The following is an 18,684-nucleotide window of genomic DNA, read 5'->3' as shown; positions in this document are numbered from 1 at the left end:
CTCTCCCCTTCAGCCCTCGTTCCGGATAAAGATGACGAAGGCCATCGCCGGGCGCCGGCTCGACTCGCGCATGGCGAACTGGATCGACTCCAGCTGCCAGCCCTCGCCGCTCCACTGGTTGAGAACCTCTTCAAGACTTTCGTCGGTGACCGTGGTAAGCTCGATAACCTTGTAGTTGATCGGTTGCATTTTCATTTCTCATTCAATGGATTCATTTAACGCAGAGGCGGAGAGGGACAGAGATGGAGAGAAACCTGTTGGGGTTTAAAAATCTCAAGCCGGCTTTGACTTTCTCTGCGTTCTCTCCTTCTCAGTGGCTCTCCGTTAAAAAAGGTTTTCCTGGCGCCTGACGGCACCTGTCAATCGCTTCTTTTCAAGGGGGGAAACATGGCCATTTCCGGTTCACCGAAAAAACTCGCCCAGGACATCGCCGGCGGGTTCACCAGCCTGAGCCAGAGCGGTCTCAAACAGTACACCCCGGCCGACCTTAAAACCATCCTCACCCATCTCGCCATCGTCACCCGCGACCTGCGGGCGGAGCAGATTCCCCTGGAGGATGTCCCGGCGATCAAGGCGAAGAACATGAAACTCTCCCGCCTCAACCAGGCCGCCATGGTTATCCGCGCCTACTGCAAGAAACGCCGCATCCCAATTTAACAGGCTGATGAAAAACGTCCATCTGCGGCGTTGTCCTTACCCTGAAAACAGTTGCCGCGGGACCGGGCTCCACAGCCGGATCAGCAGCGGCCGCAGATCCTGCTCCTGCTGCCACTGGCGGTGCGGATTACGGCCGAAGATCGTCTCCTCGGTGGCTGGCGCCACATCCCAGTCTCCCCGTCGCAGTTCAGCCTCCAACTGCCCCGGCGCCCATCCGGCCGAACCGGCATAGACCCGAAACCGTTCCTGATGGTGGTCCGCCTGCAGCCAGAGAACCAGCTGCCGCACGCCGGTGACGTGGACCCGGCCGAAAACCGGCCGCGACCCCGGCGGGGGACTGTCACTTTCCAGCAGCACCAGGGCGGAGCGCGGCGACACCGGCCCCCCCAGCCAGAGGGCCCCGCGCAGACCGGAGAAAACCTTGTCGAACTGGGGGAAGGACCGGGCCAGGCTGAAGCGGGTCGGGCGATTGAGGATCAGGCCGACGCTGCCCTGGTCGTCATGCCTGAGAAGCAGGATAACGGTTTTCTGGAAACGCGGATCTTTCAGCCCCTGGCGGGCCACCAGCAGCCGACCCGGAGCGGGATCGAGGGCAACCGCCGGGGCTGGACAGAGCAGGACGCTCAACAGCAGTACGGCAAGCAGGTAACGAACGGACATGCGGGTTCTCCTCGGGCGGGGGTAACGGTTTCACTTTACCACACCGTGCCGAAGAAGGGACTGTCCGACCGGGAATCCCGGGATCAGGCAAGAAAAGTGTCGCGTTCCTTTTCGAAGAAGGCACGGAATTCTTCCAGCAGTTGCTCGGCCTGGTCCGGCTCGACCTTCAGGGCCCTGCCCCCCGGCGTCAGGGACAGTTCCAGGTCCGGTTCCGGTTCCCGGCGACCGATGCCGAGCTTCCGGCACATGGCGTCGGCCAGGTTGACGGTCGCCGCCAGACGATAACGCTCCGGTTCTTCGACGGCGTCAATCTGGTCGATGTTGTCATGATACCGGGTCACTTCCGTCATATCGGCGGAAAAATTCCACTTGTCCAGCACCGCCTCGCCGACCACCGCATGGCCGAAGGGGAAATACTGGGCTTCGAGCTCGTCTTCACTGCCCTCGCCGTTGTAGACCCCCTCAAGAACGCGACGGAAACTTTCGGCATCGACGTTGTTCAGCATCATCTTGCCGATGTGCCGAAAAAGACCGGCGAGGAAAGCCTCCTCGGGATCGGCCGACTTGAACCAGAGAGCGGTCATGCGCGAGCCGATGGCGCAGCCGAGGGAATCCTCCCAGAGCATCTTCTCCATCAGCCCGAAGGACTTGTTGATCCCCTTCAGGCTCGATGCCAGCACCAGGCTCTTGAGGGTTTTTTCCCCCATGATGACAATCGCGTGTTCCAGAGTCGTCACCTGGCGACGCAAACTGTAGAAAGAGGAATTGGCTATTTTCAGTACCCGGGCGGAAACCGCCTGGTCGCTGGATATGGTTTCGGCCAGTTTGTCGGCCGTGGTGGTCGGTTTCTGCAGCAAGTCAAGAACCTTGACCGCAACCACCGGCATTGGCGGCAAATCTCCAATGGCATTGACGACAGCCTGCAGGTCAGTACCCATAGTGGAAACCTCACTCGTAAAAGGGTCTATCACTCATATCGACCTGCGGAACAGAAACTTAAAAGATTTTTGTCCATATCAAAACAGGCGTTCACAAAACCAAGGGGACTGTCCACTTGAGGGAGGGGGACTGTCCCCGGAGTCCTGTCCACCGCTCACTTTTCACCCTTGACCGACGGCGGCGTCACGTCTCGCGGCAGCAGCAGCCAGAGGCGGACATCCTGCTTCATGCGGCCGGCCAGGGCGCCGGCTTCAGCCCCCATGCCCCAGAAAAAATCGGCCCGCACCCGCCCCTTGATGGCGCCGCCGGTATCCTGGGCGACCATCAGCCGCCACAGCGGGGCATCACCGACCGGCCAGGTGGTGGCGACAAACAGCGGCGCTCCCAGGGGCACGAAACGGGGGTCGACCGCCAGGCTGCGTTCGGGCGTCAGCGGGATGCCGAGAGCGCCGGGCGGACTCTGAAACTCGGGGCCGAGTTCCCGAAAAAAAACATAGCTCGGATTTTCTTCCAGCAGCGCGGCAACCTGGTCGGGATGGCGGCGCGCCCAGGCACGGATATTCTGCATCGACATCTGCTCCCGGGTCATGGCCCCCTTCTCCAGCAGCAATTTGCCGATCGACCGGTAGGGATGGCCGTTCTGGTCGGCATAGTTGACCATCACCCGTTCACCGTCCGGCAGCAGGATCCGGCCCGACCCCTGGATCTGCAGAAAGAAGAGTTCAACCGGGTCATCGACCCAGAACAGTTCCTTGCCGACCAGCCGCTCGGGATGGGCGTCGATCGCCGCCCGGTCCCAGTACGGAACCACCCGCCGCCCATCGAGCCGGCCACGCAACCGGTAACTGCCGAGTTCCGGGTAGAGATCGCCGAGATCGATCACCAGCAGGTCATCGGGCACCGCGTAGAGGGGGTAACGGTAGCGCTCATCCGGCGTGCGGCTGCCGCGCAGATCGGGAACATAGTAACCGGTCAGCAGACCGGTCGCGCTGCCGTCCTCCTGCTGCAGCCGCCAGGGCTGGAACCAGGTCCGGAAGAACTGCCGGGCATCGGCCTCGGTGGGGTTCTCCAGCTCGGACAGGCGGGCACAGACCTGCTCCCAGCCGCTCCGCCAGCGCAGGGCGCCGCAGCCCCGTCTGAACACCTCCAGCGCCGGCCGCGGATCGTCCCGCAGCCAGCCCGCCACGTCGGACCAGTCGACCGGCACCGCCGCCGGGGCCGCCGGCGGCTTCTCCGGCGGCGCCTTGACGCAGGCCGCCAGCAGCAACAGGGACAACAGCAGACTGAACCAGGATATTTTTTTCATCCGTACCATCTTTCAGCCAGGGGGGAACCAGGCAGCCCACGAACGGGCCCACGGGGACAGGCCAGTCCCCGGCAACGCCTGCCTCCGCTGGTTTCACGGCTGAGCAAAAATGTCCAGATGCAAGGCGGCCGCAACCCTGCGGAACAAGGCGTACCGGAAGGTACGTCGTTGACGCAGGGGGGCGGGCAACGCCGCAGATGGGCGTTTTTACTCAGCCGGCTAAAACATATCCACCGGGTCGACATCGACCGCCAGCGCCACCCCGTTCGGCACCGGGCGGGAGAGCTGCTCGAAACGATCGAGGGCGCGGCGCAACGCGGGTCGCTGGGCCGCCTTGAGCAGGATCTGCATCCGCGCCTTGCCGCGCAGTTTCGCCAGCAGGCAGGGCACCGGGCCAAGCAGCTCGGCACCGGGCGGCAACGGCAGCAGCCGTCCGGCAAGCTCCCGAGCCGCCCGTTCAACCCGCTGCGGATCGTTGCCGCTGAGCACCAGGTTGGCCAGGAAGCCGTAGGGGGGATAGCCGAGTTCACGGCGCAGGGCCAGCTCCTGGCGGTAGAAACCGGCATAATCATGGCTGGCGGCATGCTGCAGGGCATAGTGCTCCGGCGCGTAGGTCTGGATCAGCACCCGCCCGGGCAGCGTCCCCCGTCCGGCCCGCCCGGCCACCTGGGAGAGCAGGGCGAAGGTCCGCTCCCCGGCGCGGAAATCGGGAAAATTGAGGGTCGCGTCGGCATTGACCACCCCGACCAGGGTGACGCCGGGGAAATCATGCCCCTTGGCGATCATCTGGGTGCCGACCAGGATATCGATCTCGCCGGCCAGCATCCGTTCCATGAACCGGCGATGCGCTCCCCGGGCGGTGGTCGTATCCCGGTCCATGCGCGCCAGCCGCGCCTCGGGAAAACGCTCCTTGAGTTCCAGTTCGAGACGCTCGGTGCCGGCCCCTTCCGGATCGAGCTGACTGCCGCCGCAGCGCGGACAGGATTCCGGCGGCGGCAGCTGGTAATCGCAGTAATGACAGCGCAGCAGCAGCCGGCCGCGGTGATAGGTGAGACTGATCTCGCAGTTCGGACAACGAAAATCCTGCCCACAGTCGGCACACAGCAGGTAGGGAGCGAAGCCGCGGCGGTTGAGCAGCACCAGGCTCTGCTCACCGCGTTGCAGGTTGGCTTCCAGGGCCCCGGCCAGGGGATCGGAAAGCAGGGTTCTGAAAGGAGTGGCGGTCATGTCGATCAGCTCCACCTCGGGCAGCGGCTGACCGGCGGCCCGCCCCGGCAGATGCAGCAGCAACGCCTCCCCGTCGAGAGCGCGGCGATAGCTCGGCAACGCCGGGGTGGCGCTGCCGAGCAGCACCGGCACCCCCTGCTGCTGACCGCGCAGCAACGCCAGGTCGCGGGCGTTGTAGCGAAACCCTTCCGACTGTTTGTAACTCGTCTCATGCTCCTCGTCGACGATGATCAGTCCCGGCTCCGGCATCGGCGCGAAGATCGCCGAGCGCGCGCCGATGACGATATCGGCCTCACCGCGGGCCACATTCCGCCAGGCGTCATAGCGTTCACCGTCGGAGAGACCGGAATGCAGCACGCTGATTTTCGCCCGACCGGTGAAGCGATTGCGGAAACGACCCACCAGCTGCGGGGTCAGGGCGATTTCCGGAACCAGCACCAGCGCCTGGCGACCGCGCTCGAGAACCGTTTCGATCGCCCGCAGGTAGACTTCGGTCTTGCCGCTGCCGGTCACCCCGTGCAGCAGCGCGGAGCGGAAACCGCCCTGCTCCAGGAGCGGGCGCAACTGTTCCAGCACCCGCAACTGCGCCGGAGCCGGTTCGGGCGGCGTTTCCGGCTGCAGCGGCCAGGACAGAAAAGGGTCGCGCAGCCGTTCCTGCTGCCGGGCACTGATCAACCCCAACTCAAGCAGGCGTTTCAACGGCGCGTGGGGAGCGTCGAAGCGGGAGCGCAGTTCCGTCAGGCTGACCTCTTTCGCCTGGCGGATGCAGTCGAGAATCTGCCGCTGCCGACGGCCGGGCGGCTCGCTCTCATCTTCCGTCGGCGCATAGAGGGTTTCACGCAGGATCGGCGGCGCGCTGCCGCGTCCGGAAAGACCGGCCGGCAGCGCGGTGGCGATCACCTGGCCGAGGGGGTGCAGGTAATAGCCGGCGGCACGACGAAACAGGGGAATCAGCGCGGGCGGGAAAAGCGGCTCGTCATCCAGCACCTCGGCGATCGCCTTGAGCCCTTCGCCGCTGCCGCGGCTCAGTTCGAGCAGGAAACCGACCGCCCGGCGACGTCCGAGGGGCACCCGCAACCGCACCCCGATACGGGCCGCGACGGCCAGTTCGGGCGGAACCAGGTAGGACAGGGTTTTCTTCAGCGGCGCGGCCACCGCGACTTCGGCAATCAGGCAGGCATCGGACATGGTCTGACATCTTAACGCAATCGCTCCGTCCCGGCCACCGGCAAGAATACTTATCCGGAATCCGGCCACGCAAAGCAGCGGCCGGGAAAATCAAACATTTTTTTAAAAAAACCAAAATAGCGCTTTTTTTGTATCCCATAACCCTGATAAATGGTGTACATTACTCCCATTGTCCGGAAGAGAACCCTTCTCGGCCGGCAGCTCCGCAACGACTTCAGTGTTTTTTCCGCAGATGTTTCGCGACCGGATGGTCGCGGCGCCTGTATCCCCATCACCTGTAGGAGGAGACGATGAAAAAAGGAACATTCGCCCTGTTGCTGACCACCCTCGCCCTGTTGCTGACCGCTCCGGCCTGGGCCGCCGACACCATCAAGATCGGCTTCAACATCCCGCTGACCGGAGATATCCCCAAGGTCGGCGAATCCTCGAAACTCTCCGCTGAAATGCTCAAGGCCGACATCAACGGCGCCGGCGGTCTCGACGTCGGCGGCAAGAAATACATGCTCGAATTCATCTACGAGGACAACGAGGCCAAGGCCGAGTCGGCCGTCACCACCGCCCTGAAACTGATCGAGAAGGACCAGGTACTGGCAATGATCGGCCCCAACTCCTCGAAACAGGCGGTTCCCGCCGGCCAGGTCGCCGACGACAACCAGACCGTCATGATCAGCCCCTGGTCGACCAACCCGGACACCACCTACGATCGTCCCTGGGTCTTCCGGGCCGCCTTCCTCGACCCCTTCCAGGGTCCGGTAGCCGTAAACTTCGCCGTCAAGACCTTCCACGCCAAGACCGCGGCGGTGCTCTACGATCTCTCCAACGACTATTCCAAGGGCCTGGCCGAGATCTTCCGCGACGTGTTCGAAAAGAAGATGGGCAAGGGCACCGTCCTCGCCTTCGAATCCCACGGCACCAAGGACCAGGATTTCTCCGCCCAGCTGACCAAGATCATTGCCACCAAGCCGGACTTCATCTTCGTCCCGGACAACTACAACCAGGTCGCGCTGATCGTGCCGCAGGCCCGCAAGCTCGGCTACAAGGGTGAGTTCATGGGCTCCGACGCCTGGGGTTCCTCCGAACTGATGACCCTCTGCGGCGACGACTGCAAGGGCCTGCACTTCTCGACCCATTACGCCGCCGCCGGCGCCAAGGGCGCCACCAAGGAATTCATCGACCGCTACACCAAGAAATACGGCTACACCCCGGATGACGTCGCCGCCCTGACCTGGGACGCCACCCGCGTCGTCCTCAAGGGCATCCAGAACGCCGGCAAACTGACCGGCAAGCTGCGTCGCGACCGCAAGGCCGTGCGTGACGGCATCGCCGCCATCAAGAGCTTCGCCGGCATCACCGGCAACATGAAGTTCGACGAGCAGGGCGACCCGGTCAAGTGCGCCGTGGTGGTGCAGATCAGCCAGAAGGGCGATTTCGAGTTCAAGGAATCGGTTTGCCCGGAATAAAACCACGATTGATTTGACAAAACGACCGGAAAAAAGTTACAACCCGGTGGGTCGGTTGCCCGGCCCACCGGGCTTTCCTGAATTGATGTTGACTTCCAACGAAACGGTGAACGGCTGAGTAAAGGGTACCGGATGCAAGGCTTGCGCAGACCGGAAGCCTGAGGCGTACCAGGGGTACGTCGAAGGGGTCCGGGCAAGCGTAACGCAGCAGGTGGTGCACTTTCCTCAGCCGCTGGACAACATGCTCGCTTCCATACTTCAAAACGTCATCAACGCCCTGCAGTGGGGCAGCTTCTATGCCCTCATTGCCCTCGGCTACACCCTGGTCTACGGGGTACTGACCCTGATCAACTTCGCCCACGGCGATATTTTCATGGTCGGCGCCTACATCGCCTTCTTCGTCGCCAGCTTCGCCCTCACCACCCTCGGGATGCCGGGCTGGGCGGCGCTGGCGCTGACCATCCCGGCGACCATGGTGCTGACCTCGCTGGTCGGCGTCACCCTCGAACGGATCGCCTACCGGCCGCTGCGGCGCAAGGGCGCCCACCGCCTGTACGTGGTCATCACCGCGCTGATGGCCGGGCTGATCCTCGAAAACGGCAACCTGGCGATTCTTGGCGCCAGCCGCAAGGCCTTCCCGCCGCTGATTCACGAAACCGTCTACACCATCGGCGGGGTCAGCTTCACCAACCTGAAAATCGCCGTCATCATCTCCGCCTTCCTGGTGTTCGCCTTTCTGCACTGGGTGGTCACCCGCACCAGGGTCGGCATGGCGATGCGCGCCATTTCCTATGACAAGTTCGCGGTGCCGCTGATGGGTATCCCGATGGACAACATCATCGTCGTCACCTTCGTCCTCGGCTCCGCCTTCGCCGGGCTGGCCGGCATCCTGTTCGCCATGAGCTACCCGGTACTGGAGCCCTACATGGGGGCACTGATCGGCTGGAAGGCGTTCATCGCCGCCGTGGTCGGCGGCATCGGCGATATCCGCGGCGCCTTCATCGGCGGCTTCCTGCTCGGCGCGGTGGAAATCATGGTGGTCGCCTTCTTCCCCTCGACGTTCCGCGACCTGATCGCCTTCACCGTGCTGCTGGCGATCCTGACCTGGAAGCCGACCGGACTGTTCGGGGTGGCGAAAACAACGAAGATCTGAATTTATGTTCCGTTATACCTTCCATATCATCCTGATCCTCACCGGCGGCCTGATCACCTGGATGGCCTACGAAGAGATGCTCGGCCTCTACACCCTCTCGGTGCTGATGTTCATGGGCGTCAACATCATCATGTCGACCAGCCTCAACCTGGTCAACGGCTACATGGGCGAGTTCTCCTGCGGCCACGCCGGCTTCATGTGCGTCGGCGCCTATATCAGTTCGATCCTCGGCGTGCTGCTGTTCGCCAAGGACAAGGTGTTCGGCGCGCCGCTGCTCGATCCGTCCCTGGCGATCTACGCCTTTCCGTTCCTGATCCTCGCCGGCGGCGTGGCGGCGGCCCTGGCCGGACTGCTGGTCGCCATCCCGAGCTACAAGACCCGTGGCGACTACCTGGCGATCATCACCATCGCCGCCAACTACATCATCATCAGCGTGATCGAGAACCTCGGCGTGATCGGCGGCTCGCGCGGTTTCATGGGCATGAAGCGGGTGATCAACGCCATGGAGGATGTCGCCTACCTGCCATGGATGCCGATCTGGGTCTTCCTCTTCACCGTCTTTTCGGTCTGGCTGCTGCGCCGTTATCTCTCCTCGACCTTCGGCAAGGGCGTTTCGGCGATCTGCCAGGACGAGGTCGCGGCCGAGATCATGAGCGTCAACACCAACAAGATCAAGACCATCAGCTTCATGGTCTCCTCCGGCGTCGCCGGCATCGCCGGCGGCCTGTTCGCCTATGTCATCGGCTACGTCAACCCCGGCAGCTTCAACATCCTCAAGTCGACCGAGGCGCTGGTGATGGTCTATCTCGGCGGCATGGGCTCGCTCTCCGGCTCGATCCTCTCGGCGGTGCTGTTCACCCTGCTGCTGGAAGCGCTGCGGCCGCTGCAGATCATCAAGTGGGTCGTTATCCCGCTGCTGCTGATCATTCTCATGCAGTTCCGCCCCGAGGGGATCATGGGCAACAAGGAACTGGGGGACATGTTCCCCTGGCTGAAGAAGTTTTACAAGTTCAAGTAAGAGGATTCACCACTTAAGGCACAGAGAACAAAGAAAAAGCCATTTTTAACGCAGAGTCGCTGAGAGGCAAAAGACGTGGAGAAAAGAAAAAAGCTTTAGGGTGTTTGAAATTCAAAGGGGGCTCCCCACCTCTGCTTCGCCCTGTCTCTCCGTTAAAATTCTCTTTGCCCTGCAATGTGCCCTCCGTGGCTCCGTGGTGAAATAAGACACTATGACCCAAACGCAGACACATACGAACACCGCCCCGGTCCTCGAAGTGCGCGGCCTGACCCAGCGCTTCGGCGGCCTGACGGCGGTCAACAATTTCAACGTCACCCTCAATCATGGCGAGCTGGCCGGCCTGATCGGTCCCAACGGCGCCGGCAAGACCACTGTTTTCAACCTGGTCAGCGGCTTCTACCAGCCGAGCGAGGGAGATATCCTCGTCTGCGGCAGTAATACCAAAGGGATGAAACCGCACCAGGTCACCGGTCTCGGCGTGGCGCGCACCTTTCAGAACATCCGCCTGTGGAACGACATGTCGGTGCTCGACAATATCCGCGTCGCCCAGCACGGCCGGCTCGGCTACGGTTTCTTCCACGCCATTGCCCGCAGCGGCCGCTACCGCCGGCGGGAGGACGAAGTCGAACGGGAAGCACGCGAACTGCTGGAGGTCTTCGACCTGTTGCGCTTCGCCAACGAATATCCAAAGAACCTGCCCTACGGCACCCAGCGCAAACTGGAGATCGCCCGCGCCCTCTCCAGCCACCCGCAGTTGCTGCTGCTCGACGAACCGGCCGCCGGACTCAACTCGTCCGACGTCAAGGACCTGATCCGACTGGTGCGCTGGATTCACGGCCGCTTCGACGTCACCATCTGGATGATTGAACATCACATGGACGTGATGATGGAACTCTGCGAACAGATCAAGGTCATCGACTTCGGCCAGACCATCGCCGAAGGCACACCCGAAACGGTCCGCAACCACCCGGCGGTCATCACCGCCTACCTCGGAGACGACAACATCTGATGCTGCTCTCAGTTGAAAACCTCGAGGTCAAGTACGGCAATATCCAGGCGCTGCACGGCATCTCCTTCAATGTCAAGGAAGGGGAAATCGTCACCCTGATCGGCGCCAACGGTGCCGGCAAGACCACCAGCCTCTACAGCATCGCCCGCCTGGCGCCGCCCGAAGCTCCCAAAGTGGTCGGCGGCGACATCCGCTTCATGGGCGAATCGATCCTCAACACCGCGCCCTCCGATGTGGTCAAGAATCTCAAGCTCGCCCTGGTTCCCGAGGGCCGCCACATCTTCGGCAACCTGACGGTGATGGAGAACCTGGAACTGGCGACCTACTCGCGCGACAAGGATGCCGACCTCGACAAGGATTACCAGCGCATCTTCGACCTCTTCCCGCGCCTCGCCGAGCGCCGCAAGCAGCGCAGCGAATCGCTCTCCGGCGGCGAACAGCAGATGCTCGCCGTCGGCCGGGCGCTGATGACCGGCTGCCGGGCGCTGATGCTCGACGAGCCGTCGATGGGCCTGGCGCCGGTGCTCAAGTACGAACTGTTCCGCACCCTGAAGAAGCTCAACGAAGAGGGCATGACCCTGCTGCTGGTCGAGCAGAACGCCAAGCTCGCCCTCGACATCGCCCACCGCGGCTACGTCCTCGACACCGGCACCATCGCCGCGTCCGGAACCAGCGAAGAGCTGGCCGGCAATCCGGAGGTGAGGAAGGCGTATCTGGGCGGGTAGGAGCAGGGAGACGGGAGATGTGAGACGAGAGGTGCAAAAGCATGGTTGAAAATCACAAGGGCAGGCCGATAGCGGACCTGCCCTTTCTTGTTGCCTGGGTCTGGCGCCAGGTGGACATCTCCCATCTCTCATCTCCCATCAGCGCAGCGCCCGGCCTTTCAATCCAGCGGACTCTTCACCACCGCGCCCGGCCTGTGCAGCACATGGGTGGGGGAAACCATTGCCAAAATTCCAATGCCCCCCTATACTTTGTAAAGAAGACAGGAGGGCTGGCAAAGATGTTGGACCCCACGGTCATTCAAAAATCGGTTGCAAAACTCGCGGCGGACTTCGACCCGGAACGGATCATCCTGTTCGGCTCACAAGCTCGCGGGGATTGCGATGCGAACAGCGACGTCGACCTGCTGGTCATCACAAACATCACCGGCAGCAGACGCAGGCTCATGGTACGCATGGACCGTGCGTTGCGCGGCATGGGGCTGGCCCGGGACATCGTCATTCTGACCCCGGAAGAATTCGAACGCGACAAGGAGATCCCCGGAACCATCGCCCGCCCCGCCTGGAAAGAAGGGAAAATACTCTATGCCCGCCACTGACGCAGATCTCCGTCACAAGGTGATGCAGTGGTTGAGCTACGGAGAGGAAGATCTGCAGCTCGCTCGACATGGTCTCACCATGAAGTCAGCCGCTCCCTACCGGCTCATCGCCTACCATGCCCAACAGTGCGCGGAAAAGCACCTGAAAGCCTTTCTCGTCTGCAACCGCGTCGACTTCCCCTTCACCCACAACCTGAGCCGCCTGGTCGAACTTTGCCAAACCTGCCGGGACTGGCCGGATGAATTTCTTGACGCCGAGGAATTGACACCCTACGCCGTAACAACCCGCTATCCCGGGGAAGATGAACCCGTCAGCCGCCAGGAAGCCGTCAGAGCCATCGCCATAGCGGAGCAGACCGCAGCTTTGGTTCATGAAGCTTTAAAACAGGCGGGTTTGCGTCTTTCGGGATCTTCGTGATCTGCCCGATTGCTCCACTTAATAAAACCTGAACTGCCCCAGAGCACGACCAGCGGGACAGGCACCTGCGGAGCCAGTCCCCTCACCCCGTTCGTCCAACCTCCAGCGGTATTAATCCACCTCTTCAAATGAGCCCCAAGGGGATGTCTTCCCATCTCCCATCTCCCATCTCCCATCTCCCATCTCCCATCTCCCATCAGCGCAGCGCCCGGCTGCTATTCAATCCAGCGGACTCTTCACCGCCAGACCCGGCTTGTTCAGCACATGGGTATAGATCATCGTCGTCTTGACGTCGGCGTGACCGAGCAGTTCCCAGCGAACGGCGACCAGCCAGAATTCGCCGGCATCCCCCTTACGGCACGTCTTTGATTTCGTCATAGCTTGCCCTCCATGGCAGATCCCTGCGCCACTTCCCGCACCAGAAACTTTGCAATAAAGACCATGATTACGGGCAAATGGAAGATTGACAAGGTGAAATATTTCACTTATCGTGAAACCTGTCTCATCTGTTTCCGCACCCGCTTCCGCCGTTCCCAAGGGCAGGCATGGACAAGCAGCTCGACATTCAGAAGACCCTGAGCCAACACCTCGATGAGCTTAAAACAACCTACGGGGTGGAACGCCTGGGCCTGTTCGGATCATTTTCCCGTGGTGAACAGACTCCTTCCAGCGATATCGACCTTCTCGTGGAGTTCACCCATCCCGTCGGGTTCTTCCAATTTTTAAGACTTGAACGTGAATTATCCACCCTGCTCGGCCGCCGGGTCGATCTTGTAACCCGAAAAGCCCTGAAACCCCATATCGGTCAACGGATTCTTGCCGAGGTCAAATATGTCCAATAACAGGGACTTGCGCGACTATCTGCAGGACATCTGCGATGCTATCGTTGATATCCGTAATTTTATCAAGGGGATGGATCAAAAAGCCTTTTCTGGGGACAAAAAGACAGTTAATGCCGTCATCCGTAGTCTCGAAGTTATCGGCGAAGCGACAAAAAAAATACCGCCAGAAACGAGATTAATGGCACCCGAGGTTCCCTGGGCTGAAATGGCCGGGATGCGAGATAAGCTGATTCACGAATATTTCGGGGTAGACCTCGATATTGTCTGGGAAACAGTGCAACACGACCTGACAGGCCTGGAATCAGAAATCAAATCGTTGCTCTAGCGCAAGCAGTATGGGAGGGGGACATGAAATCACATCCGCGTGGCAAACCGCCACAGAATCACATTATATTTCAGTGCGATAAATGGCTTATTGGAACAACTTATGGGCCATTCCACTATATCCAATAACACGGAATCCGTTTTATCCGATAAAACCGATTCCACCTAATCCCTGTTTAGGAGTAAAGTCATGAAGAACTATCACGTTAAAATTCATGACCATGAAACTAATGAAATATTTGAAGCAAATGTTCTTGCATCAAATGATGGGGAAGCAAGAACCAAAGCTCGCAACCACTTTATAAAAACAAAAGGAGGAGAAGTTAAGTTTGACATTATCTCCTCCATTGAAATGCGTCTAGGTAGTGTCCCAAACGCACAAATTATTGAGTAAACATATTAAAAAATACTCCTAACGGAATTTAATCAACCGAACTGTCAATACATGTGCGATTCTCGAAAAGGTCTCTGCTAGTTTCAGCGTCCCGTCGCAGTCGGTTATCACTAACCGTTGAGGCTGTAGAAAAACCTCGAAGATAGAATAATTGATGAATATTTAGGGTGACAAAACCATTCGACGAACGAAGAAAATCGATCTGAGAGCAATTTTCGAAGCCATTTTTTTCAATCACAATAGGCAGTAAGGTTTTTCTACAGCCTCGTTAGATATCAAGGAAATAATATGAGAGATTTTCACTTACGATTTTTTATTGATAGACGTTGGCCGGATGGAATTGAAGAACTGATTGAGGACGGTGAAACTATGGATTCAATTCCTAAGGTATCAGGTGCATACATTCTCGGAACCTCTGACGGATCAATGCTTACCTATCCATGGGGAAGTTCACCTGTTTTTTACATTGGCCAATCATCAAATTTATTTAAAAGAATCAAAGATCATAAAAAGTACATTATCCAAGCAATTGATGATCACGAGGAAAAATATTGGTGGCCAAGATATCAATTTGGTGCTTCTTTCGGAACAACCGTCGCATGGTATTCGACTAGAGGAACCCAGAATCCAAACACACTTGAATCTGATCTAATCACTAAATTTTATGAAATGTATGGTTCAATCCCTCTAGCAAATGGGACTTGGCCGTCTGGCCTAAGACCAAAACATGGTTCAAGAGATGACCAGTAAATATCTAACGAATAAGGATAGATAGCGCGAGGCACGAGCCGCGATCTTATCCTGTGGTTGAACAAGCCCGGCCGGTATAGAGATAAAGCAAATATATCGATTTGAGTTTTTGTTTCTAAGGGGTTGATCTTTTTTGCTACTTTTTTGAAGGCGAGCGGGGGCCTTCACCTGCTGGAGAGGCTAAAAATTCACACCGCTATGCGGTCATAGAAACGACTGTTCCTCCATTATGAGGGTTGGCGCAACACGATGCCGGTTGACGGACTTATCCAGAAGCCCACGCCGGTCGTCGAAAAGCGGTAACGATCATCGCCGTCCTGCAGCAGGGACACGGAATCACCGGTCTTGGTCGGGGCGGCTTGGCCTCAAGCATGACGTGCAGAATCAGCTGCACCAGCTTCAAAACCTTTTTCGCGTTGCCGTGCAAAAAGCCATAATCACGCACCCGGCGAAAGCCGCGCGGCAGGACGTGTTGCAGCACCAGCCACAGGAAATCTTCTCCTTTTACGGTGCGGGTGCAGGTGTTGCCGGTTTCGCTCTCGATGTAGCGAAAGGTGACCTCGCCATCCCGGCAGGAGAGGATGTTGTTTTCACTGATGACGCCGCGATACAGGTAGCGGGACAGATATTTCAGGGCTGGCAGCCCCTGGCCGACATGTTCGCAGTCGACCACCCATTTTTCACGAACGCCGACCGAGAGTTTGAGGCCTGCCTTGTTGATCACCTCCAGAAACTTGGCGCGAAAGACCTTGGCAATATTGAATGCGTTGAACAGGTAGCCCCCTTTGAGCTTTTTCCATTGCCGGCGGCGTTTATCGATCCCGCCGCCGGGGACAATGACATGCAGGTGCGGATGGTAATCGAGGCGCCGGGTCTGGGTGTGCAGCACCGCCGTCATCCCCAGGTCGGCACCGAGGTGCTTGGGGTTCAGGCCGAAATCTTTCAGAGTGGCGATGGCGCAGGCGAACAGCATGGCGTAGGTTTTTGACTGGAAATTCCAGGCCAGAGCCCGGAGCTCACAGGGCAAGGTGAAAGTCACCATAAAGTAAGACACCGGCAGCAGTTTGGCCTGTTGCCGGTCGAGCCACTGGCTCGCTTCATGATTCTGGCATTGCGGACAACTGCGGTGACCGCAGGAGAGCGGTCGCCATTCGTGGCGGCCACAATCCGGGCAGCGCACATGGAGTTCACCTGAAGCGGGTGTGCGGCAGCGCAAAATCGCCCGAAGCGCATGCCGGTGAGAGGGAAGCAGCCTGTCTGCGTATTTGGCAAAAAGCCGATCTTGAAATTGCTCAGCGATAACCAGCAGATTCATCATCGCCTCCCGAAGTGAACTGCAGGGAATCGAGCAGCTGGTTGATGGTGGCCAAAGAGTCCTGTTCTGTCAGCCTGGTCATATGCGCGTAGCGGGCGGTGGTGACGGGACTGGCGTGGCCGAGCAGTTCCTGAATATGACGCAGACTCAGACCGCGCTCAAGCAGATGGGTGGCAAAACTGTGGCGCAGGGAGTGGATTGAGATTTTTTTTTAATGCCGCAGGCTGAAACCAGCAGCTTCATCGTCTTTTGCGCGCCACCGCGATCCATATGGGTGTTCGCCTGGCGGATGGTCTCGGGCGAACCCTGGGCGCAAGGGAACAACAGAGTTGGATGACGATGGGTGCGCCACAGACTGCGCAAGGCGTGGCAGGTGACCTTCGGCAAAGGAACCAGGCGATCCTTGCAGCCCTTGCCGCGCCGGATATGCACCCGCTTGAGTTTTGCGTCGACATCGCCGACTTGCAGCGACAGGGTCTCTTCCAGGCGTAGGCCCATGGAATAGCAGGTCAGGAAAAACACCCGGTAGCGCAGCTTGCGGGCCGTCCCGATCAGGCGATTGACCTCGGGGACCGTCAGCACATCGGGGATGGTATGGACCTTGGGCGGCTTGATGATGTTGACCCATTGCCAGTCAAGTTTGAGTACATGCCGCCAGAAGAATTGCAGGCCGTTGCGATCGACCTTGACCGTGCTCCAGGAATGCGAATCAACCAGCCGACCGAAGTAGACTTCCAGCTGTTCCGGGGTCAACCGGTCCGGGCAGCAGTCAAAATGTTTCGCAACCCGCCGCACCGCGCGTGCATAAACGTCAATGGTCTTGGGGCTCTTGCCCTGCAGCTTGAGCATCCGCAGGTGGCGCTGATACAGTTTGTCAAAGCGGCGTTGTTCAGAGAGGACCATGGTAAACTCCTTCGGTCAGAATGAGACCCGGCATTGGGCCATTCAGAAGGAGTTATACCTTGGAGATGTGATCAGGATTGATTGTGAATTTGTATTTTCCGCCGCGCTAGCGGCTTCGTTCAACCATCTAATCAACCGGACTGTTGATACAAGGGCGGTTTTCGTAAAGGTCTCTACTAGTTTCAACGTCCCGTCGCAGCCGGCTATCACAAACCGTTATGAATTGCCTATTTTTTGAATCAATCAATAAATCCATGGACCAAGGTAGTTTGAAAGGTTTTTCTCAAGAAGAAATAGAATGGTTCAATCGCCAATCGAAAAATTGGCCAATTAGTTTACTCGTTCAACATGCTATTTTCGAATCAAGTATTGAAATTTCGAACTTTTATTCAGTCAACCAAGAGCATGTCCGCATAACAATCTAATGAACTGGACTGTTGATACATGTGTGACCACAGAAAAGGTCTCCACTGGTTTAAACGTCCCGTCTCAGTCGGTTATCATGAACCGTTAAATTGCAAAATGACAAAATAATAAAGGAATAAAAATGGTAGATCTAGAACCATTCAAGGAAGTTATGCATCAAAATATCATCAAGATCGTTGCCCTTGGTGCCGTGATTATAATTGCGAATTTATTATTCAAAAAATTAGAAAAGAGAATTAAAGGAAAAAACAGAAGATAGTAAAAAGCCCCCCCCAAGAGGGCAGCCGGGGCGTTGTTCCCACGTCCAATCGGGTCAAAATTTAAGTTGCTGTTGTTCGATCGCTTTCTCGCGCTGCTCTTGATACCGCACGTAGCGCCTGACCATCTCGGCATCTAGCCCGACGGTGTCAACACAATAGCCGGGTGCCCAAAAATGATTGCCCCAGTAGCGTTTCTTCCGCAACTTGGGATGTTTCTTTAAAATGCGTCTCGCCGAACGACTTTGTCCGCTGAATATCCGAATACACGCGCGAACCTCCTGGGCCAACTCGTCTTCCAGAATCCGAAAGCGATATTTCGGTACCCAGACAATGTGATACTGGCAGTGCCAAATGGCATGTGTTAATTTCCGAAAACGGCTCATGGCATTCCTTTCTGTTCAGATTGTTGCGGGAACAACATCTGAATATGGTTTGCCATGAGCCCTTTTGGCAAAACCAAAGGACTCTGACCCCGTCCAGAGGACGGGGGTTTCTACTTCACACTAAAAGAATGGAGAAATTTGTGAAAAAAGTTGCATCCGTAGTATCCGTTGTTGTAGCACTTTTTGCGTTGCCGACCGTTTCATTTGCTCAAAGCTATTTTGCCATAGGTGGCGGCAGTGGCGGTGATGCAGGGGCCGCTAATCTATCCCTCGAAATTGGCGGGGTCACAACAGATAGGCCCAATAATCGGCTTCTTTCATTCGGGCTTGGTTTTATATTCAATGCAGACGATGTCCCATCCGATACCTTCGAATATCCGGTACCTCACAGTAATTACACAGATCTTGGAACGAGGCAAAAAGGAAATGAATATGCTTTTTTCGGAAAATATGGTTTGGAAATCATAAGAGATAAAGGGCTATTTCTTTTTGCTTTAGGTGGTTTTTCTGTTTCAGAAAATGTAGACCTTGCGCAATCCAATGCTACAGGATGGTACTACGAACAATCTTCATCAACTGAACTTAATGGCATGTTTGGTGGAGGATTGAGTTACTTTCCAGTAAATAATAAAATTTCTTTGCAAGTAGAATACGACAATAGACGAGGAGTCACAGGCGGAATAGGCTTAAGATGGTAATTAATAAAATAAGCCTAACACTTATCAGGCCCC

20 protein-coding genes and 2 pseudogenes are annotated in these 18,684 nt (G+C 57.9%); 13 read left to right on the top strand and 9 right to left on the bottom strand.

What is annotated here, in order from left to right; genetic code table 11:
• Positions 1 to 9: 9 nt before the first annotated feature.
• Complete coding sequence (locus B5V00_RS04435; RefSeq protein ID WP_245803904.1) at positions 10 to 195, bottom strand: DUF4177 domain-containing protein; 186 nt, start codon at positions 193 to 195, stop codon at positions 10 to 12.
• 192 nt (positions 196 to 387) lie between these two features.
• Here B5V00_RS04435 and B5V00_RS04430 point away from each other — a divergent pair, with 192 nt between their 5' ends.
• Entirely contained in the window at positions 388 to 657 is a 270-nt protein-coding gene (locus B5V00_RS04430) for a hypothetical protein (RefSeq protein ID WP_085009549.1), read from the top strand.
• 36 nt (positions 658 to 693) lie between these two features.
• On the opposite strand, the gene B5V00_RS04425 is transcribed toward B5V00_RS04430, so the two are convergent.
• From B5V00_RS04425 to priA, 4 genes are all read right to left on the bottom strand, one after another.
• Positions 694 to 1,317: a YqgE/AlgH family protein gene (locus B5V00_RS04425; RefSeq protein ID WP_085009548.1), complete on the bottom strand. Its 624-nt coding sequence runs from the start codon at positions 1,315 to 1,317 to the stop codon at positions 694 to 696.
• 83 nt (positions 1,318 to 1,400) lie between these two features.
• Positions 1,401 to 2,255, bottom strand: coding sequence for an HDOD domain-containing protein (locus tag B5V00_RS04420; protein ID WP_085009547.1), 855 nt, complete (start codon positions 2,253 to 2,255; stop codon positions 1,401 to 1,403).
• Between the two features lie 155 nt (positions 2,256 to 2,410).
• On the bottom strand, positions 2,411 to 3,562 hold the full coding sequence (mltA, locus tag B5V00_RS04415; protein WP_085009546.1) for a murein transglycosylase A: 1,152 nt from the start codon (positions 3,560 to 3,562) through the stop codon (positions 2,411 to 2,413).
• A 219-nt stretch (positions 3,563 to 3,781) separates the two neighbouring features.
• Positions 3,782 to 5,977, bottom strand: coding sequence for a replication restart helicase PriA (gene priA / locus B5V00_RS04410; RefSeq protein WP_085009545.1), 2,196 nt, complete (start codon positions 5,975 to 5,977; stop codon positions 3,782 to 3,784).
• A gap of 290 nt (positions 5,978 to 6,267) precedes the next feature.
• Between priA and B5V00_RS04405 the strand changes: the two genes are divergently transcribed.
• The 7 genes from B5V00_RS04405 to B5V00_RS04375 all read left to right on the top strand — a co-directional run bounded on the left by B5V00_RS04405 (position 6,268) and on the right by B5V00_RS04375 (position 12,356).
• Positions 6,268 to 7,437: an ABC transporter substrate-binding protein gene (locus B5V00_RS04405; RefSeq protein ID WP_085009544.1), complete on the top strand. Its 1,170-nt coding sequence runs from the start codon at positions 6,268 to 6,270 to the stop codon at positions 7,435 to 7,437.
• Positions 7,438 to 7,678: 241 nt separating this feature from the next.
• A complete protein-coding gene (locus B5V00_RS04400) occupies positions 7,679 to 8,590 on the top strand; it encodes a branched-chain amino acid ABC transporter permease (RefSeq protein ID WP_085009543.1) in 912 nt (303 codons plus the stop codon).
• Between the two features lie 4 nt (positions 8,591 to 8,594).
• Positions 8,595 to 9,608 carry a branched-chain amino acid ABC transporter permease gene (locus tag B5V00_RS04395; protein ID WP_085009542.1) on the top strand — a complete coding sequence of 338 codons (1,014 nt, stop codon included), beginning with the start codon at positions 8,595 to 8,597 and terminating at the stop codon, positions 9,606 to 9,608.
• Between the two features lie 211 nt (positions 9,609 to 9,819).
• Complete coding sequence (locus B5V00_RS04390; RefSeq protein WP_085009541.1) at positions 9,820 to 10,617, top strand: ABC transporter ATP-binding protein; 798 nt, start codon at positions 9,820 to 9,822, stop codon at positions 10,615 to 10,617.
• On the top strand, positions 10,617 to 11,342 hold the full coding sequence (locus tag B5V00_RS04385) for an ABC transporter ATP-binding protein (RefSeq protein ID WP_085009540.1): 726 nt from the start codon (positions 10,617 to 10,619) through the stop codon (positions 11,340 to 11,342). The genes B5V00_RS04390 and B5V00_RS04385 overlap by 1 nt, the downstream gene beginning before the upstream one ends.
• A 278-nt stretch (positions 11,343 to 11,620) precedes the next feature.
• Complete coding sequence (locus B5V00_RS17125) at positions 11,621 to 11,938, top strand: nucleotidyltransferase domain-containing protein (protein WP_172399619.1); 318 nt, start codon at positions 11,621 to 11,623, stop codon at positions 11,936 to 11,938.
• The gene (locus tag B5V00_RS04375) at positions 11,925 to 12,356 is read left to right on the top strand and encodes a HEPN domain-containing protein (protein ID WP_085009538.1); all 432 of its coding nucleotides are present in this window, start codon (positions 11,925 to 11,927) and stop codon (positions 12,354 to 12,356) included. The genes B5V00_RS17125 and B5V00_RS04375 overlap by 14 nt, the downstream gene beginning before the upstream one ends.
• Positions 12,357 to 12,575: 219 nt before the next feature.
• On the opposite strand, the pseudogene B5V00_RS04370 reads toward B5V00_RS04375, so the two are convergent.
• A pseudogene (locus B5V00_RS04370) lies at positions 12,576 to 12,668 on the bottom strand (tyrosine-type recombinase/integrase); the annotation flags it as partial.
• 233 nt (positions 12,669 to 12,901) lie between these two features.
• Between B5V00_RS04370 and B5V00_RS04365 the strand changes: the two are divergent.
• The 4 genes from B5V00_RS04365 to B5V00_RS16850 all read left to right on the top strand — a co-directional run bounded on the left by B5V00_RS04365 (position 12,902) and on the right by B5V00_RS16850 (position 14,666).
• On the top strand, positions 12,902 to 13,198 hold the full coding sequence (locus tag B5V00_RS04365) for a nucleotidyltransferase family protein (RefSeq protein WP_085009537.1): 297 nt from the start codon (positions 12,902 to 12,904) through the stop codon (positions 13,196 to 13,198).
• Positions 13,188 to 13,523: a HepT-like ribonuclease domain-containing protein gene (locus B5V00_RS04360; protein WP_085009536.1), complete on the top strand. Its 336-nt coding sequence runs from the start codon at positions 13,188 to 13,190 to the stop codon at positions 13,521 to 13,523. The genes B5V00_RS04365 and B5V00_RS04360 overlap by 11 nt, the downstream gene beginning before the upstream one ends.
• A gap of 189 nt (positions 13,524 to 13,712) precedes the next feature.
• A complete protein-coding gene (locus B5V00_RS16855) occupies positions 13,713 to 13,916 on the top strand; it encodes a hypothetical protein (RefSeq protein ID WP_139800649.1) in 204 nt (67 codons plus the stop codon).
• Positions 13,917 to 14,204: 288 nt separating this feature from the next.
• Positions 14,205 to 14,666 carry a GIY-YIG nuclease family protein gene (locus B5V00_RS16850; protein ID WP_139800648.1) on the top strand — a complete coding sequence of 154 codons (462 nt, stop codon included), beginning with the start codon at positions 14,205 to 14,207 and terminating at the stop codon, positions 14,664 to 14,666.
• 265 nt (positions 14,667 to 14,931) lie between these two features.
• On the opposite strand, the gene B5V00_RS04355 is transcribed toward B5V00_RS16850, so the two are convergent.
• From B5V00_RS04355 to B5V00_RS04340, 3 genes and pseudogenes are all read right to left on the bottom strand, one after another.
• Positions 14,932 to 15,981, bottom strand: a complete 1,050-nt coding sequence (locus B5V00_RS04355) for an IS91 family transposase (protein WP_085009535.1) — start codon at positions 15,979 to 15,981, stop codon at positions 14,932 to 14,934.
• A pseudogene (locus tag B5V00_RS17500) lies at positions 15,959 to 16,884 on the bottom strand (tyrosine-type recombinase/integrase). The gene B5V00_RS04355 and the pseudogene B5V00_RS17500 overlap by 23 nt, the downstream one beginning before the upstream one ends.
• Positions 16,885 to 17,623: 739 nt before the next feature.
• Positions 17,624 to 17,953, bottom strand: coding sequence for a transposase (locus B5V00_RS04340; protein WP_085009533.1), 330 nt, complete (start codon positions 17,951 to 17,953; stop codon positions 17,624 to 17,626).
• A 140-nt stretch (positions 17,954 to 18,093) separates the two neighbouring features.
• Between B5V00_RS04340 and B5V00_RS16840 the strand changes: the two genes are divergently transcribed.
• Positions 18,094 to 18,651: a hypothetical protein gene (locus B5V00_RS16840; RefSeq protein WP_139800646.1), complete on the top strand. Its 558-nt coding sequence runs from the start codon at positions 18,094 to 18,096 to the stop codon at positions 18,649 to 18,651.
• Positions 18,652 to 18,684: the final 33 nt, after the last annotated feature.

This window comes from Geothermobacter hydrogeniphilus, assembly GCF_002093115.1.
GTDB lineage: Bacteria > Desulfobacterota > Desulfuromonadia > Desulfuromonadales > Geothermobacteraceae > Geothermobacter_A > Geothermobacter_A hydrogeniphilus.
Note: the sequence above shows the minus strand (reverse complement) of the source record. Positions and strands in the feature narration are given on the sequence as shown.